At 54.9% G+C, this 16,131-nt stretch carries 13 protein-coding genes, 2 pseudogenes and 1 riboswitch; of the genes and pseudogenes, 5 read left to right on the top strand and 10 right to left on the bottom strand.

The genetic code is table 11. From position 1 onward, the window contains the following. Positions 1 to 95 precede the first annotated feature (95 nt). Positions 96 to 530, bottom strand: coding sequence for an acyl-CoA thioesterase (locus EDC27_RS15220; protein WP_123291483.1), 435 nt, complete (start codon positions 528 to 530; stop codon positions 96 to 98). A gap of 97 nt (positions 531 to 627) precedes the next feature. Between EDC27_RS15220 and EDC27_RS15215 the strand changes: the two genes are divergently transcribed. After that, positions 628 to 1,128 (top strand): SRPBCC family protein, encoded by a 501-nt coding sequence (locus EDC27_RS15215; RefSeq protein WP_245994636.1) that lies wholly within the window; start codon positions 628 to 630, stop codon positions 1,126 to 1,128. A 1,422-nt stretch (positions 1,129 to 2,550) separates the two neighbouring features. Here EDC27_RS15215 and EDC27_RS15205 read toward each other — a convergent pair. The 3 genes and pseudogenes from EDC27_RS15205 to EDC27_RS15195 form a co-directional block, all read right to left on the bottom strand. Then, positions 2,551 to 3,723: pseudogene (locus tag EDC27_RS15205) on the bottom strand (cation:proton antiporter); the annotation flags it as partial. A gap of 36 nt (positions 3,724 to 3,759) precedes the next feature. Further along, a complete protein-coding gene (locus EDC27_RS15200) occupies positions 3,760 to 5,532 on the bottom strand; it encodes a dynamin family protein (protein ID WP_123291480.1) in 1,773 nt (590 codons plus the stop codon). 136 nt (positions 5,533 to 5,668) lie between these two features. Next, positions 5,669 to 5,745, bottom strand: a riboswitch (Fluoride riboswitch). A 119-nt stretch (positions 5,746 to 5,864) separates the two neighbouring features. Next, a complete protein-coding gene (locus EDC27_RS15195; RefSeq protein ID WP_211334933.1) occupies positions 5,865 to 6,830 on the bottom strand; it encodes a sulfite exporter TauE/SafE family protein in 966 nt (321 codons plus the stop codon). Between the two features lie 366 nt (positions 6,831 to 7,196). Between EDC27_RS15195 and EDC27_RS15190 the strand changes: the two genes are divergently transcribed. From EDC27_RS15190 to EDC27_RS16970, 3 genes and pseudogenes are all read left to right on the top strand, one after another. Beyond that, a complete protein-coding gene (locus EDC27_RS15190; RefSeq protein ID WP_123291478.1) occupies positions 7,197 to 7,754 on the top strand; it encodes a hypothetical protein in 558 nt (185 codons plus the stop codon). A gap of 12 nt (positions 7,755 to 7,766) precedes the next feature. Beyond that, on the top strand, positions 7,767 to 8,294 hold the full coding sequence (locus tag EDC27_RS15840) for a hypothetical protein (protein WP_148045793.1): 528 nt from the start codon (positions 7,767 to 7,769) through the stop codon (positions 8,292 to 8,294). A gap of 293 nt (positions 8,295 to 8,587) precedes the next feature. Next, positions 8,588 to 8,740 (top strand): annotated as a pseudogene (locus EDC27_RS16970) (IS481 family transposase); the annotation flags it as partial. 141 nt (positions 8,741 to 8,881) lie between these two features. On the opposite strand, the gene EDC27_RS15180 reads toward EDC27_RS16970, so the two are convergent. Next, complete coding sequence (locus EDC27_RS15180; protein WP_123291476.1) at positions 8,882 to 9,325, bottom strand: PaaI family thioesterase; 444 nt, start codon at positions 9,323 to 9,325, stop codon at positions 8,882 to 8,884. Positions 9,326 to 9,596: 271 nt separating this feature from the next. Next, positions 9,597 to 10,355, bottom strand: a complete 759-nt coding sequence (locus EDC27_RS15175; protein WP_456318753.1) for an IS1634 family transposase — start codon at positions 10,353 to 10,355, stop codon at positions 9,597 to 9,599. A 910-nt stretch (positions 10,356 to 11,265) separates the two neighbouring features. Between EDC27_RS15175 and EDC27_RS15165 the strand changes: the two genes are divergently transcribed. Beyond that, positions 11,266 to 11,559, top strand: coding sequence for a hypothetical protein (locus EDC27_RS15165; RefSeq protein ID WP_123291473.1), 294 nt, complete (start codon positions 11,266 to 11,268; stop codon positions 11,557 to 11,559). A 662-nt stretch (positions 11,560 to 12,221) separates the two neighbouring features. Here the strand turns inward: EDC27_RS15165 and EDC27_RS15155 are convergent. From EDC27_RS15155 to EDC27_RS15140, 4 genes are all read right to left on the bottom strand, one after another. Further along, positions 12,222 to 12,566, bottom strand: a complete 345-nt coding sequence (locus EDC27_RS15155; protein WP_123291471.1) for a DUF4405 domain-containing protein — start codon at positions 12,564 to 12,566, stop codon at positions 12,222 to 12,224. Between the two features lie 79 nt (positions 12,567 to 12,645). Next, positions 12,646 to 13,764, bottom strand: a complete 1,119-nt coding sequence (locus EDC27_RS15150) for a metallophosphoesterase (protein WP_123291470.1) — start codon at positions 13,762 to 13,764, stop codon at positions 12,646 to 12,648. Positions 13,765 to 13,768: 4 nt separating this feature from the next. Continuing rightward, positions 13,769 to 14,269, bottom strand: a complete 501-nt coding sequence (locus tag EDC27_RS15145; protein WP_170161861.1) for a hypothetical protein — start codon at positions 14,267 to 14,269, stop codon at positions 13,769 to 13,771. 8 nt (positions 14,270 to 14,277) lie between these two features. Beyond that, positions 14,278 to 16,125, bottom strand: coding sequence for an ABC transporter ATP-binding protein (locus EDC27_RS15140; RefSeq protein WP_123291468.1), 1,848 nt, complete (start codon positions 16,123 to 16,125; stop codon positions 14,278 to 14,280). Positions 16,126 to 16,131 lie beyond the last annotated feature (6 nt).

Below are 16,131 nucleotides of genomic sequence, written 5' to 3'. Positions count from 1 at the left end.
GGCCATATAACCCCGATTCAGGCACTCAAAAATTGGCAACAAAAAAGACCTCAACTTTTTGTGAAATCGGTTCATGACTTTGCGGGACCTGACAGCTAGGTTCTTCGCTCTTCCATTTCCAGAATGTAGCGGCGCACCGCCTCGGGAAGTGGAGCCTTGGTCCGCTTCCTGTAATCATAGGAAACAATCAGGGCGTCCCCTTCGGCGGCCACTTTCTGGTGGCGATGACTCACAATCCGATATTCCATGCGAAATCGATCCTCCTCCACGTGCGGCACGCGAGCGCCTACGGATACGGAGTCCGGGTAGGTCAAAGGAAAACGGTATCGGCATTGTGTGGAAGCCAGGATGGGCCCTAACCCCGTTTCTTCCATGATTTTCATGTAGTTCATTTTGAGGAAATAGGCGATGCGGGCCGTTTCCATATAACGAAAATAGACCACATTGTTCACGTGCTGAAAAGCGTCCATTTCACCCCAGACCACAGGAAGTTCAATGACTACCGGAAAACCCTTAAGCAGCTCATCCATCCGTGCAACCTCCTTAGAAAATCACGCCACCCTTGCCAGGCTTCAACCCTCAGCGCACAATCGCCGCACGCGCCGCGGCCTGCTCGATTTGGCTACCGTGCAGGTTCCACGCCGTCGCCATCGCCGTCTGAAGGTGCGAGTCTTTGAAACAAACATTCTGCTTCCTCATTCTTTGGACCATGTGTTCAGCTTTTTTTCCGATGCAGCCAATTTGGAACGCATCACGCCGCCGGCTCTGCACTTTCGCATCCTCACGCCGATGCCCATTGCCATGGGCGTCGGCACGATCATTCAGTACCGGTTGCGGCTATTTGGTATTCCCTTTGGCTGGACAACGCGGATTAACGTATGGAACCCTCCATGCTGTTTTGTAGACGAACAGATTCGCGGCCCTTACCGACGGTGGGTGCATACTCACACATTTCGCGCCAATCCGGAAGGCGTCTGGATGCACGACCATGTTCAATGGGCGCTTCCCTTATACCCGATCGGAGAATGGGCCGCCCCCGTAATCGGCGCACTCATCGCCTGGATTTTTCGATACCGCGCCCGCACCATTCCCGTTCTTCTTAAAGAACGCCACAGCCCCCTCAAATAGCGGCCTTCACCGGCTCGACAGCTCTTTGTCATCCCTAGCACCTTTCGTCATCCCGGCCAAAGCGAGGTTTCAGTGCGGAGCAATGCAGCGATACCGCGGATGCATACGTCATCCCAACACCTCCCATCATCTCCGCACGTCCCCGTCGTCCCCGTACCCTCCGTCATCTTCAACACGCTGCGTCATCCCGGCCAAAGCCGGGATCCAATGAAGCTGGAACGCACGGCCCTTGCCCGCGAAACCACCATACCAGCCGGCGTCTGTCCCTGCCAGGCGGCCAACGCTCTTGCGAGGCACCCTATTAGGATTCACGGGCTGGTTGACCACCGCTGGGCAGTGAAGGCAAAGGCGAGACCTGCCGTCTGTTGTGGGCTCCCGCTTTCGCGGGAGTGACCAAGTGATGGGCACGTATAGTGACCCCGCACTGGACTGAACCAGCCATAAGCGTTGAATTTGGTCCGCAAAAGGGCGTGTGTGATGGAAGAAAGAGTGGTCAAGCCGGTCCGAGTGCAGAGATGGACGGCCAATCGTCAAAGGGAGATGGTGCTGGAAATTCTCAAAAATCACAAAACCATAGTGGATATGGCACGCGAGCACAATGTCAAATGGACAACCCCTAACGCTGGTCAAATGCCTGCGAAAATCCACTTGCGACCACATGGAACCCCGACGATCTCTGGCGCATCTGAATGCATGCACCGACGAACGGCCGAATTTCCTGGCAATCGGCATGGATGCCTCGGATCGGGGTAGGCCCCTGTGCCTGCCCCAATCATGGGCAGCCACAAGGGCTGCCCCTACGTTGGGGTGGCTGAATGCGGGGTTCATTCAAATGTTGGTGCGGAATGTCGTCTAAATGTTGTTGCCGAATGGCGTACAGATGTCGCTGCCGAATGGGGTGCAGCGGTTCATAAGGATCTCAACCCGTCGATATGGGCACGGGGTGAAAATGTCGCGTGCCCTGATGACCACCACCCCCTGCCTGCCTTTTGCGCACGCCCATCCATACCGGGACACTACGTGATCCGGACAGATAAGCCTCGAGTAGCGCGGTCACCATAAAGCACATTTTGGTCTTGATTCCTTGGGGTCATTACACCCCCTTGAGCGCTACCAATCGTAGAGAACTTCCCAGTGTTCTTGAAAGGAGGGATCCGCCTGACTGTAGCGATAGCTCATGGTCTTTCCGGTCCCGGGACCCTTGGCGCTGTCCTCTTTCCAAAAACGAACCACGATGGCCGGCATTTTTCCATCCGGGAAACCGAGACCGCGAAGGTGAGCCGGCACCGGAATCCACGTTTCTTTTTCTTCGATGATTTTCCAGACCGTTCCGTAACGCTTGCTGCGCACCCGCTCGCCGACGCGTGGAAGATCCAGCTTGGCACGAAGCGCCTTGAACTGATAGGGGCTCACATCTCCCTTTTCCAAGCACTTGTCGCCCAGCAGCATGACGCCGATGGCTCCCAGCGGGGCGGTCAAAAGAATGGATAGGACCGCCACGGCCAGGATCAATTCCCCCGAAGCCACTCCGGCGGCCATGGGCACAGCCCCGATGGCCGCCTGCACCGTCGCCTTGGGAATATAAGCCACGACGCAGAAGAGTTTCTCTTTTCGGTTCAGCGGCGTGCCCAACAGGGAAATCCATGTGCCCACGCTTCGAAAAATGAGCCCCACAAAGATGACCGCCGTTCCGGCCAGGCCCGCCTTCCAGGCCACATGAATGTTCACCTGCGCTCCCACCAACACGAACAGCAGCAGTTCCGCAAAGACCCAAAGCTTCTTAAGCTTTTGGGAAATCAGATGGGCGATGGGTTCGGCCTTTTCCAGAATCACAAACCCGATGGCCATCACACCCAAAAGGCTGGCCACCGGCACCCAATGTTCCACGGCCGACTCCAACCAGGTCAAGACAATGGAGACTCCTAGAACCATCAAGGTGCGTTTTGGAGGTTTCCAGTCGTAGGCGGTAAAAAGCTTGTAGAGGAGGTAACCGGGAACAGCCCCGACGAGAATGCCCAGCACAATGGAAATGGGAATTTCGGCGAGTTTTGCCCAGATGTTCACCTCGCCACCGCCGTACATGCCAAGGAAAATGGTGAACAAAACGATGACAAAGACGTCATCCACCGAAGAGGCGCCGAGAATGAGCGTCGGCACACCTTTCTTCGCCCCGAGGCCTCGATCCATATAGTCAATCATTAAGGGCACGACGACGGCCGGAGAAACGGCGCTCAGGATGGCTCCCAGAATCGCCGCTTCCAAGAGACTGATGCCCAACCATTTCGGCGCCACCAGCATGACACCCAGAATTTCGAAGACGGCCGGGACAGCGCTCATGGTTAAAGCGGCCCGCCCCACGCGGTTCAAAGTATCCCGATGCAATTCAAAACCAGCTCGAAGCAGGATGACAATGAGGGCGATCTTTCGAAAATCCGCCGAGACCTGCATTATTTCGGGGCGCATGAGACCCAAAACGTAGGGTCCCGCAAGAACCCCAACAAACAACATGCCCACCAGACCCGGAAGCTTGATTTTCCTAAAAACGTAATCCGCGAGCAGACCCAGAACGATGATCAGAGCCAAACTGATGGCCACGACAAACCCTCCTGCAACAACAACGTCCACCAAGCCTTAGGCGACTTCCAGCGCAATTTCCTCCAAGTCCGTTTTGACTCTGAGAATGCTTTGCATGGCTTCATGAAGCATTAGCTTTTTCTTGTCCCGCTCGGCTGATTCAGCCTTTTTGAGAACCACGGCCTTGTCCAAAGCATCTTGAATGCCCTTGGCCGTGGCATCGATCTTGGCGTTCAAATTCCAACGAAACTCCAAAAAACTCTCCTGCAAACGGCGCATGAAGTCGGCACGAACCCGCCCGCAGTTGGCATCGATGCGTTCCGGGAGTTTTTTCATCAAGTCAGCGAGGACTTTTTTCTGGGAAAAGCTTTTGGGCAAGATCTTGCGGGAAAAGAAATCGACGGCCCCGGCGATGTCAAAAAAGCGGGGAGGATCACCGAGCAGGTAATAAAAACGGCTGTCCGCACGAAGGGATTCATCCGATTGTATCGTTTGAAACGGAATATCAAATAGCTTGGCGGAAGCCTCAATGAGTCGGTCGATGACCTGATTCGTGCGGTCCGAGTACTGTCGGGACACGCGGGCAAATTCTTCATTGAGGGCCTTTTCTTGGCGCACAATCCAATCATCAAAGGTGTGGATGATGCCCTGACTCAGACAGTCTTCCATCTTTTCTACGTATTGCGATATGGGAATATGTTGATGCTTTTCCCCTTCATCCTGCAATTGTTTCACGAGTTCGGGCAGACGCTCTTTTTGAAGCTCTTTCAGTTCACGATCCAGCCAATCCATAATCCGCTTGATTTCCGCCTCAAAATAATACCCGTTTTCTTCGCGCTCTCGTTGAATTTTTCGTAGCTCTTTGTGAAACAAGGCAATTTTTTGTTCCAGGTCCTCGAGCGGCATTTCGATGGCTTTCTGCTCAAGCTTGGCAGAAAACTCCAGATCATTAAGGATTTTTCGGGCCGACTGCAGCCCGGACTGCAAAAGGACACGGCCTTTTTCCTGGGTGAGAAATTGTGTGAGGACATCTTCCAGCTGAGGGAAGTAACTTTGAGCGATCTTGGCCTCGTCGCCTTTGGCACGGCCTTCCAACGCCAATTTGGCAGAAAGAGGCAGAATGCGGACTTCATCCTCCTTCAACGTGTCTTTCAAAATCTGTTGAGAAAACGCTAGGGACTCCTCGCGGTCTTCAGGGGCCACCACGTCGATCTTGTTCTGGATGAAAAAGATTTTCGTAACGTACTGACATACATCGCGCAAAAAGGCCAATTCCGATCGGCTGAGAGGGGGATCGGCCGTGAAAAGGAAAAGGGCTGCATCCACCTGGGGCAGGAAGTCGTAGGTGGCCTGGGTGTTGGTTTCGAAAATGGAGCCCACCCCGGGTGTGTCGATCAAATGGACGCCACCCCGAAGGGTGTCGGCGGGATAAGAGATTTCCACTCGGTCAACCCCCTTGACGTTGTCGGGATTCCCTCTTTCCGTCACGTAGTCCGCCAAAGCTTTTCGAGGAATGGTGCGGGTCGTTCCGTCCTTGAATCGAACGCAGATTTTCTCTTCGGGACCGTAGTGAATCATGGTGACGATAGACGTCAAGGGAACAACCGCCGTGGGAAGAAGATTATCCTTGAGAACGGCATTGATGAGGGTGCTCTTGCCTCTCTTGAATTCGCCAAGGACCACCAGATAAAAGGCGCTCTGGCGAATCTTATCGTACAGCACGTTGATTCGGTCCGTGATGGCCGCGTTGAGGTTTATCGTGGTGAGCTGCTGAATATCATCCAGCGCTTTGAGAAGCTTGGCCTGTGTTTTTCGGTAATGCTCCAGCATTGGGTCTCCCTCCCGGGTCCGGCATTAAAAGAAAACCCCATCCGCAGTCGGGTGGGGTTTTTGTTCAACGCGAAGCGCCACTTGCGCCCCACCCGAAAGTCTCTAGGCAGCGGGCATCGCACCCGTTTGCTTCGAGCTCCCTGGAGAAGTCATCATCCCCACACATGGGCGGAGTGCGAGGCGGTTCAGGCAGACTTCATTGCCTCTGTGTTAGCATGTCCATTGTACTGCAAACGTTAGCAAACCCCGTTTCTTACTGTCAAGGATGCTCATCAGGGAATCGGCCGGCCCATGCCGTTCCAGAGCACGCGGCCTTGGAATCCCCAAGCCCTTCACGAATAGCCGAAAAACGCCGCCACATACTTCACGGCCGTGAAAAGGATAATGCCCGCAAGCATCCACTTGATGGCCCGTGCCGGCACATACTTCTGGCAGCGCGCACCCAGATACATGCCGGCCATGCCTCCAAACCCAAACAGCACACCCAAAAGCCAGTCCGGCGCGACGGACATATTCGGATGAAAGGGGGCTATGCCTTGATAAAAGGCCACGCCCGCCACGGAGGTGACAAAAGTCCCCATGAGGGCGGCGCCGGCCACGGTGTAAACGGGCAACCCGAAGAACGTGACAAAAAATGGCGCAATAATGGCCCCACCCCCAATGCCGTAGATGCCGCCCACAATGCCGACAATGAAGGCCAGCGCAAAGATCCCCCAAAAGGGGGTGTCGTAGACCTCTTCGTAAAAGGTGTAGCCCAAGCGCCGCATATTGAAGTGGGTCACCTTGACCTTAGGAAGCGCCTCGGCCGTTCCTTGTCCGGCCTGAGCCCCTTGCGCTCGATGACGGCGCACCATCTCCCGAAATTTTTTTTCGGCATCGGCCTTTGTGTGGGCCCCCGCTTTGTTCTTATGCAAATCCTGGACCATGCGCAACCCGATGTAGAGGAGCACGGCGGCGGCAAACAATTTGAAATGCTTGGGATTGGGAAGATAGGATACCCGGACGATGGCTCCAATAAACACTCCGGGCAAGGTGCCCGCAACCACGGCCCAGGTGAGAGGCCACACCATGCGGCCTTCTTTCCAGTACCGGTACACGCCGCTGGGAATGGCAACGATGTTAAACAATTGGTTGGTGGCACTCACCGACGGATCCGTATAGCCCAAAACGGACATCTGAAAGGGAAGCAACAGAAAGGCTCCGGACACTCCACCCATGGACGTGAAAAAGGAAATCACAAAGGCCACCAGCGGCGGTATCCAGGGCGCCACCTCAATGCCCGCCGTGCGAAAAACCAACATTCCCCCCGTTATGAAAAGCTTCCTATGACCTAAACTGAGCGATTTAAGCGAAAAAATCCCACCTACACCTAATGGGCTAATTACGTAGTATAATGAACTTGTTTGAAAGATCCCATACCGCGCGAATGTAACCCACAAGGTGGGAACTTCACAATGGGACGTACCATAACCGCGACAAAAGGCAAACCAAGAATTGACGGCGTTGAGGTGCCCCCCCGATACGCTTACAGGCCGCGGCGGTTTGATTTTGTTTGTTCGCTATCTTGGCAACATCCATATTTTTTAGCAGATCGATACTTTCTTTGGCTCCATGCGTCGTCGCCGCAAGGGGCAGCCGATCACCGAGATTTTCAAGCAGCTGCTATGTTTTTTATGGACGGCACGAGCCGGCACCTGGTTGACTTCGATGCCCTGGCCAAGGACGCGGGCTTTGCCGCCGCCATCGAGTGTGAGTCGGGTCGCATGCTTTCCTCCCACGCCGTCAAACGGTTCTTCTGCTCTTTTTGGTGGCCGCGCATTGACTTGTACCGGCACCTTTTGCAGCGGTTGTTTTTGTGGCGTCTTAAACTGCAAGAGCCCGATCTGATTGTTTTGGGCATGGACACCATGGTCATGGACAACGACGAGGCCCGGGGAGGCCACGGCGTCAAGCCCACCTACAAGCGTGTCAAAGGATTTCAGCCGCTGCAGATGACATGGCAAAATGACATCATCGATGCGGTCTTTCGTCGCGGAGATGCCCACAGCAACAACGGCAAGAGGGTGGAGCGAATGGTACGCCACATGGTGGCCAGAATCCGCAAGCCCAATCGAGCTGACGTGGCTATCATCGTTCGCATGGGCAGCGAACTTTTTGACCAAAAGCTTTTCGAGGCTTTTGAAAATTTGCTCATTGGCGACATCTGTGGCGGCAAGCAGTAAAAGAAGGAATTTGTGGCCCAAAGCCAGAGGAACCAGGCCGCCTGGGGCCGCTACAAGCAAGGGAGCCAGGTCTGGCAATACCTGGAGCTTGGCACAAGGTGCGGTCGGTGGAAGTCGTTTCATCGAGCCCTGTTTTGGCGTCTGCTGTATCAAGATGCCCATATGGTGCTGCCTTTTGCCCGGCCCGACACGGTGGTGGTCACCAACCTGGGTATGGGACAGGCCATCCATACGGCGCTCACCAAGGCTGGATACGCTCAATGGCTTCAAGGGCAAGGGTTCATCGCCGGTGACCACGGCCGAGGCAGTGAGGAGCTGGTGCATCGAGCGCTGAAGGATTTCGGCCTCTGCCTTTCAAGCGCTTTGCCCCCAATGCCACCTTCTTCGACACGATGCTGGTGGCCTTTTTTCTCGACGCGAGCTTCAAGCAAGACGTCTACGCACCGGTCGCCGAGCCCGTTTGCTATGCCACCACGCTGCGCCGTAGCGTGGTGGACATGGCCGCCAAGATCGTGCGTCGCGGCCGCCGTGTGGTGCTGAAAGTGACGACGGCAACCTTTGAGGCTCTCCATTTCGAGAGGCTTTGGTACAAAAGCGGGGCGCCCCCCAGATATTACTAGGGGTCAGGAACGTGCACCACCGAAGAAATCACCTACAAGTGGAGAGGCGTCTCCAAAATCGCGTAAATCTGACGACATACTAAACATCAGGGCTCATTCACAAAAAAAATTGCCCAGTCAGTAGCTCAAAGATAGCCATCGGAGTGCCAAAATCGACACTTCGATGTTCAGGGAAACGATCGTCGCCTCTATCTTGCTCCAAAATCGCTCAAATTAGGTAATCACCACATCCCCCAGAAAAATCTTGGCCATATAACCCCAATTCAGGCACTTAAAAATTGGGTCCAAAAACAACCTCAACTTTTTGTGAAATCGGTTCATGACTTCGCGGGACCTGACACCCCGAACCGTTCCAGTGCAAAATGACCCTCGCAAGGTCCACAAGTGCTTTTCCGGACGCTTTTTGATCCCTTTTCATTTTGCCCGTTTCCAAGCGAACCTTTTATGACTATGCCCCTTCAAGGCCCCTCGTGCCCCTCTTCTGCCAGCTTCTGGTCCACTGGGAATTTACAAGGTCACAGCCCGGATTTGATAAAGGCCGGAAATAGAGGCAACGGCATCGCCCTCGGCATCCCGAACATCCGCGTGCACCGTAAAGTCGGCCTTGCCGTGGGTGTCCAGATCCCGCTGAATACGCTGAATCTCATTCTGAGAAAGCCCCACTTCAATGAACGCGTCGGTTCGGACAGGTTTTCGATACCGAATGGTCATTTCCTTGGCCAAGGGAAAATATTTTTGAGGATCGAAGGTGCCGTAGCACAAGGCTCCGCCGGGAATTTCCGCCAGGGTAAAGAGCGCTCCCGCATACATGGTGCCCACATGGTTTTGGTTGCCGTCAAAGGGCATGCGCAGCTTCACGTAGCCGGGAGACAGTTCCAGAACCTTCAAACCGGATCGCTCCACAAAAGGAATCGCCGTTTCAATCATTCGCCGAATGTCATCCATGACCATGGTCAAACCTCCTCAAGCGTGAATCAAGAGTTAGGCGTCGTGTAGACGGTCAAAGGAGAAAGGGCTGGGAGTGCCCGGGGATGTGGTGTCCTTGGGTTCCATCTTGCTCTCCTGTGGTGATGTCCTGAACGCCGATAGCCATGTTCTTCGTCAACTCCTTTGCGTACTTTAGCCTGAAGTTTCAGAATGTGGAAATTGCAAGTCCTTATTGTTGCGGATACTTTCTAAAAGTCCCAGAGCCCTTACTGGACACATCAGATTTTCAACCCGATCAGTTTAAAAGCCTTCTGCTGCAGGACGGTGGCAATGTTGTTTTCTCGAAACTTGGAGCGTTTTTCAACCTTGGCTTGACCAGGTTTTTAGAAATCGTTGCCAGGTCCTTGAGCAAAGTTCTGAAACTGTGGGCCGGCAGATGCTCCTTTGTGCGCTTCGACAGGGCTTTTTGTTGCGCAGAGGGAGACCCTTGAGCTAGCTCGACCACGGAGTCCCGTTGCGCCTCTGCGGCAACAGGGTCATCGTCATCAAAGAGAATCGGGCTCAACGCCCGGCACGTATGCCACTCCAGGTCATAGGCCAGCATACACAGGAAGACATGAGCCCGATCCCTGTGCTCCAGGCGATGATGGATCGGACGGACCTTTAAATCGACCGCCTTGGAGCATCGAAACGCACGCTCCACCGCAGAAAGCCCTTTGTAGGACTTCACCGCCCCCTCAGCATCAAGTTTTTCTGGAGGCAAGCTGGTCCGAATGACATAGATGCCATCCAATGCCGCCTCCTTGGCAATATGGTCTTTTTTGAGTTGGTAAGAAAAGCCGGTTTCGCCGATGCTAAGATGAAAATGTTTCGCCATTTTGAATTTGTTCATGACTTTTCCCACCTTGAGAGCAATTCTGGCCTTGCCTTTAAGGGCGCGTTTCTCTCTTTGGGTGGCCGGTAGAATCTTGTCGAGTTCCTTCTGCGTCGCTACGAGCAGCTCTTGGCGTTTGCGGAAACGTTCAGCTGCCAAAAGCGGGTTTCTGCATACAATCAGCCTTTCGCTCGGGAAAGCAGGGTCCGTAATCTCCGCGAGATTGCGCTCACTAAAGAGAGAGGGCTGAAGCGAGCCACAGTCAACCAGTTTTCGGATTTAACTCGCGGGCAACGCTGTAATTCGATCAAGACCCTCAACAGGTTTAATGTCCTTGCGTAGACGAGCCTTGGTTAGAAGTCCTCGCTCCCCCAAAAAAACGACCGGCTCCGGTCCAAACCGGCCTCTGATTTTTGTCCTTTGGGATTGGAGCGTGGAAGGATATCTCCCGTATTGCCTGCAAACACCTCTACTGCCATAGGACAACCACTAGATGCGGTCTTTCGTCGCGGAGATGCCCATAACAACAACGGCAATACGGTGGAGCGAATGCTACGCCATGTGGTGGCCAGAATCCGCACGCCCAATCGAGCCGACGTGGCTATCATTGTTCGCATGGACAGCGAACTTTTTGACCAAAAGCTTTTCGAGGCTTTTAAAAATTTGCTCATTGGCGACATCTGTGGCGGCAAGCTGTATAAGAAGGAATTTTGGCCCAAAGCCAGAGGAACCAGGCCGCCTGGGGCCGCTACAAGCAAGGGAGCCAGGTCTGGCAATACCTGGAGCTTGGCACAAGGTGCGGTCGGTGGAAGTCGTTTCGTCGAGCCCTGCTTTGCCGTCCGCTGTATCAAGATGCCCATATGGTGCTGCCTTTTGCCCGGCCTGACACGGTGGTGGTCACCAACCTGGGTATGGGACAGGCCATCCATACGGCGCTCACCAAGGCTGGACATGGTCATTGGCTTCAAGGGCAAGGGATCCTCGCCGGTTACCACGGCCGAGGCACTGAGGAGCTGGTGCATCGAGCGCTGAAGGATTTCGGCCTCTGCCTTTCAAGCGCTTTGCCCCCAATGCCGCCTTCTACGACACGATGCTGGTGGCCTTTCTTCTCGACGCGAGCTTCAAGCAAGACGTCTGCGCGCCGGTGGTCGAGCCCGTTAGCTATGCCACCACGCTGCGCCGTAGGGTGATGGACATGGCCGCCAAGATCGTGCATCACGGCCGCCCTGTGGTGCTGAAAGTGACGACGGCAACCTTTGAGGCCCTCCATTTCGACAGGCTTTGGTACAAAAGCGGGGCGCCGCCCAGATATTGCTGGGGGGAAGGGAAGTCCAGCACCGAAGAAATTACTTACAAGTGGAGAGGTGTCCCCAAAATCGCGTAAATTTGACGACATACTAAACATCAGGGCTCATTCACAAAAAAAATTGCCCAGTCAGTAGCTCAAAGATGGCCATCGGAGTGCCAAAATCGACACTTCGATGGTCAGGGAAACGATCGTGGCCTCTATCTTGCTCCAAAATCGCTCAAATTAGGTATGAGAAAAAATCTTTTGCACAATACCCTATACGTCCTGCATTGAATGGTCAAGGAACGTATTCCGGGGATGCTCCCTGGGGGGACGAAACAGAGCGAGGTCTGTGCGGCGAGACCGTTACGACCTTGTCACTTCACGATGAAAGCCGCTGAAGGCTTTTTTGAATCAGCGGGCATGCCTTCTTGAGGGGGCGGTTCTCCGGCCTGCGAACGCAGCCGACACACGTGCGCTGTCGCAAAAGTGTCCAGTCCTGTCAAACGATAAACCGATGGAACAAAAGTTGTCGTCTTTTTTGCTGCCGGTTTTTCAGACCTGCACGGGGTTTTATGGGCGATATTTTTCTGGGGGATCTTGATTGTCAAAAAGAAAAGAGTCCGGCCAATCATGCGGCGCCCTGGTTGGCCCGTGCCACAATCACCGAGGCCACATCCTGTCCTTGTTGTTTCGAGCCTGCTGTCTGAATGACAACGTCACCGTGTCGCAGCGAGTGGCATGCCGGACTTCATAACTTAGCGGGAAACAATCCAACCCACAAAAATTATCGGTACCCACACGGCACTCAGCACCAACAAGGCTTTGACCCATTTGTCCTGAAAGTAACGTTTGGAAGACTGGACCACCCAATTCCAGTTCAGGAGAAGATGCGCCACGGTCAGCACGATGAAAAGGATGCCCAGTGTGCCGTGAAGGTCGGCCCAACCGTGGCGAGAAAGTCCTAGAAAACTGGGAGGGGATCCTATGGCTCGAGCTCCGGTGGGAATGACAAATTTAAGCAGCAAGCCGAGGATGACCAGAGCCGTCAGGTTCACATAAAGCAAGGCGCCCACAAAATACATGTATCGGTTCTTGTCCACGGTCTCATCCTCCTTTTTTTCAGGCTTTGCAGTGAGGGGGCGGCCGCTTTCTCATTCAAGCAGGGCCTTGCAGCCCCCATCATTCCCTTCGAACGAACTCCAGCACGGTGATTTCCGGTGGCGCCAGTAACCGCATGGGAGGACCCCAGGTCCCCGTGCCTCGACTGGTGTGCAGCGCGGATCCCTTTTCCAGTTCGTAAGTCCCGTTGAAGAAAGGATACATCAGGGCCACGAACAGAGTGAACGGAAAAATTTGGCCCCGATGCGTGTGCCCGGACAATTGTAGGTCAAAGAGGCCGAGGGTCTCTGGGCAGATTTGAGGCCTGTGCTTGAGGTAGAGGGTCAAAAGGCCGTTGGCGGCGGATTGAAGGAGGCGGGATTCGGTTTCGGGGCGGTCTTTCCAAGAGTCGTCCACGCCCACCACATTGACGAGGCCCGCCAGAGTGGTGGCCTCGTCCCTGAGCAGCACAAAGCCGGCACGCCGTGTCCAGTCCATGGCATCTTGCAAGCCCACGTAGTATTCATGGTTTCCCACGATGGCCACTTTTCCCAGGGGCGGCTGAAGGTCTTGCCACAAGGGAAGCAGTGGTTCCAGGGCATGGGTTCGGCCATCCACCAAATCCCCTGTGGACACCACGAGATCCGGCGCAATGTGACGCAACGTTCGAACAATCCGTTCCGAGAGGGCCTGACGACCGTTGAGGCCCAAGTGCACGTCGGAAATCTGCGCCACCACCAGCCGAGGCACATGGGGTGGAAGCTTGTCCGTGTGCAGCCGCACGCGTTCGATGCGCACGTCATGGGCTTCCCACGCGGCGTACAAGCTGACCACGGCTGCGACCAGAATCACGCCCAGAGCCGTTGGTTTGCCTGAAAGCCCGGCCGTTCCCAGTCCCGAAAAGCGGTGAAGTAGCCACAAAAGACCATTGACGGCGCCCACAAGAAGTGAGAGCCAAAAAGCCAGGAACAGAAAGCCCATCCAGGGATAGCCCACATAGGCCACAAGGCGCGCAGGAACTTCCCACCCCGTCCGCTCCAGGACGCGGCACAGGATGGGGGCAAGCACCATGAAAGCGCAAAAAACCAGAAAGGCCGCCCACCAGCCTTGGCGGCCCTCAAAAAGGCCATGCACGCGGTAAAGAAACACCGCATGCATGGTGCTGTAGACGGTGAGAAAGACGAGTAGAAAGGTCTTCATGACATCAGTCGCCCGCTCGCTTCTTGGCCAATTCTTCCGGGCTCATGGTCCAAAACGGCGTGCCGTCCTTCGTGAGCCGCACCTTGAATTCAAAGTGGTCCCCTTTTTTGACCTTGGAGGCGATGAAGACTTCCTGATCGTTGATGTCGGCCCAGCAGCCCGTCACCTTGACCTTGTCGCCAACTCGAATGCCCATGGTCTGGGGATCGATGAACCAGCGCGGCCCCAGATGCACCAAAACATTATCGCCGTCCTTCTCCTTGACCATCAGGGCCACACCGGGACTCATGCCCTTCAAAGGGGTCACTTCCTGAATCTTCGTCACCGTGCCCTTGAACTTGTCCAGTTCCTGAGCATTGTAGAAACGATCATATGTCCCCCCTTTTTCCCAGCCTCCCATCGGCCCCGCAGCGGGTTGAGCTGAAGAAAGACAGGCCGTGGCGAAGATCATGCCCGACATAACGCCAATCCAGGTCAAGATATGCGGCTTTTTAGCAGCCATCATACGCTCCTTTACTCTGAGGGTGAAAACTCGTGAAAAGGCCCAGAGGCATCGTCTTTCATGGGCCTTGCGCAGGCCGAATCGCCTTGAATCAGCCTGGCGTAATGCCCATGACGTTGAAGCAGATCCTCGGGCTGCCCCCATTCCACCACGCGGCCTTCTTCCAGCACAAGGATTCGCGTAGCTTTTTGCACCGTGGACAGCCGGTGGGCAATCACAATGGCGGTCCTGCCCGCCAGCACGGTTTCCATGGCCGCTTCCATGTCCCGTTCTGTGGAGGAATCCACATTGGATGTGGCTTCGTCAAGGATAAGAATCTTGGGGTCTCGTGCCAAGACGCGGGCAAAGGCGAGCAGCTGCTTCTGGCCTGCGGAAAGATCCATGCCCCCGGGGCCGATGCGCGTGTTCAACCCTTCGGGAAGACGGCTAATCAAGGCCGCCAACTGAGCATGGTGCACGATGCGATCCAGCGTCTCGGAGTCCAGCGAAAGATCCAGGCAGATGTTTTCTCGAAGTGTTCCCGGCACAAGGAACACGTCCTGCAACACCAGTCCGATCTGACGGCGCAGCCACGTAAGGTCCAAGACCTTGAGATCGTGGCCGTCCAAGAGAATTCGACCGGCCGTCGGTTCATAGAATCGTTCCAGCAAATGGATCAGCGTGGTCTTGCCGGCACCCGTGGGGCCGAGGACGGCTAAGGTTTCGCCGGCATTGACATGAAAGGAGACGTCCTTGAGCACGAGGCGGTCGGGATCATAGCCGAAGGAGATGCGATCAAAAGTGAGGGCGCCGCTCACGCGGGGCAGGGTTTTGGCGCCGGTAGGATTCGGGATGGACCGTGGCGTGTCCAGCAGTTCAAAGATTCTTTCGGCGGAAGCCAAAGCGGACTGCACAATGGAATATTTTTGCGACAGTTCTCTAAGCGGCTGAAAGCACAGGCGCACATAGGACAAAAAGGCAATTAGAGTTCCCAAAGACATGGAACCTTCCACGATGCCTCGACCGCCGAACCAGATCATGAGCGCCACCGCGCTGGAATGGACCACTTCTATGAAGGGCATGAAGAGGCCGAAAAGATGAATTTGGCGAAAGGCGGCCCATCGATGCGCTTCATTGAGGCTTTCAAAACGGGCGGCCGTGTCCTGTTCCCTTTGAAATACCTGAATGATGTACAGGCCGCTCAGAACTTCCTGCAAGAAGGCGTTGAGGCTGGCCAGGCGCGTTCGCAGATTCCGAAAGGATTCACGGGCCAGCCGGCTGAACCACAGGGTGACCACCAGGACGACGGGAATTATCGTGCATAGCCATGTTGTCAAGCGCCAGTCCATCCAAAACAGAATGGCCAGGATACCGAAGAGTTGAAGGAAGTCGTTGAACACCGTCACCACGACCGATGTCATGGCCTCATGCATGTTTTGTATATCGTTCGTCAGGCGCGTCACCAGTTTGCCCACGGGGTTTCGGTTGAAAAAAGCCACATCCAGATGGACCACATGGTGAAAGAGGCGTTGTCGGAGTCCGTGCATGACCTGTTGGCCGGTCCATTCCAGGAGGACCACTTGGAAAAAGTTGCCCACGAACCCTGCGGCCATAAGACCCACAAAAATCCAGGCAAGATGACGCAATCCTTCCACGCGCGACGCCAAGGGCAAAGCGTCCTGCGTGATGAAGCGGTCCACTCCCACGCGCACCACATAGGGAATGGCCAAACCTGCAGCGGAAATGCTCATGGAAAGCAGGGCCGCTCCGAAAATGGGTTTCCAAAAGGGCCGAAGAATTCCCCAAAGGCGTTTCCAGAGTTTCAGATCCCGAACACGTCCCAGTTGAGCTTCTTCAAAGTATCCGTAACCGTAATGCATGGCGCT

The sequence above is a fragment of the Desulfosoma caldarium genome, from assembly GCF_003751385.1.
GTDB classification, from domain to species: Bacteria; Desulfobacterota; Syntrophobacteria; order Syntrophobacterales; family DSM-9756; genus Desulfosoma; species Desulfosoma caldarium.
This window is presented reverse-complemented; position numbering and strand designations above follow the sequence as displayed.

Excerpts from the sequence above, each read along its gene's own strand:
- EDC27_RS15220 (WP_123291483.1), bottom strand. The coding sequence starts at position 530 with ATGGATGAGCTGCTTAAGGGTTTTCCGGTAGTCATTGAACTTCCTGTG.
- EDC27_RS15200 (WP_123291480.1), bottom strand. The coding sequence starts at position 5,532 with ATGCTGGAGCATTACCGAAAAACACAGGCCAAGCTTCTCAAAGCGCTG.
- EDC27_RS15190 (WP_123291478.1), top strand. The coding sequence starts at position 7,197 with ATGTTTTTTATGGACGGCACGAGCCGGCACCTGGTTGACTTCGATGCC.
- EDC27_RS15180 (WP_123291476.1), bottom strand. The coding sequence starts at position 9,325 with ATGGTCATGGATGACATTCGGCGAATGATTGAAACGGCGATTCCTTTT.
- EDC27_RS15165 (WP_123291473.1), top strand. The coding sequence starts at position 11,266 with ATGCTGGTGGCCTTTCTTCTCGACGCGAGCTTCAAGCAAGACGTCTGC.
- EDC27_RS15150 (WP_123291470.1), bottom strand. The coding sequence starts at position 13,764 with ATGAAGACCTTTCTACTCGTCTTTCTCACCGTCTACAGCACCATGCAT.
- EDC27_RS15145 (WP_170161861.1), bottom strand. The coding sequence starts at position 14,269 with ATGATGGCTGCTAAAAAGCCGCATATCTTGACCTGGATTGGCGTTATG.
- EDC27_RS15140 (WP_123291468.1), bottom strand. The coding sequence starts at position 16,125 with ATGCATTACGGTTACGGATACTTTGAAGAAGCTCAACTGGGACGTGTT.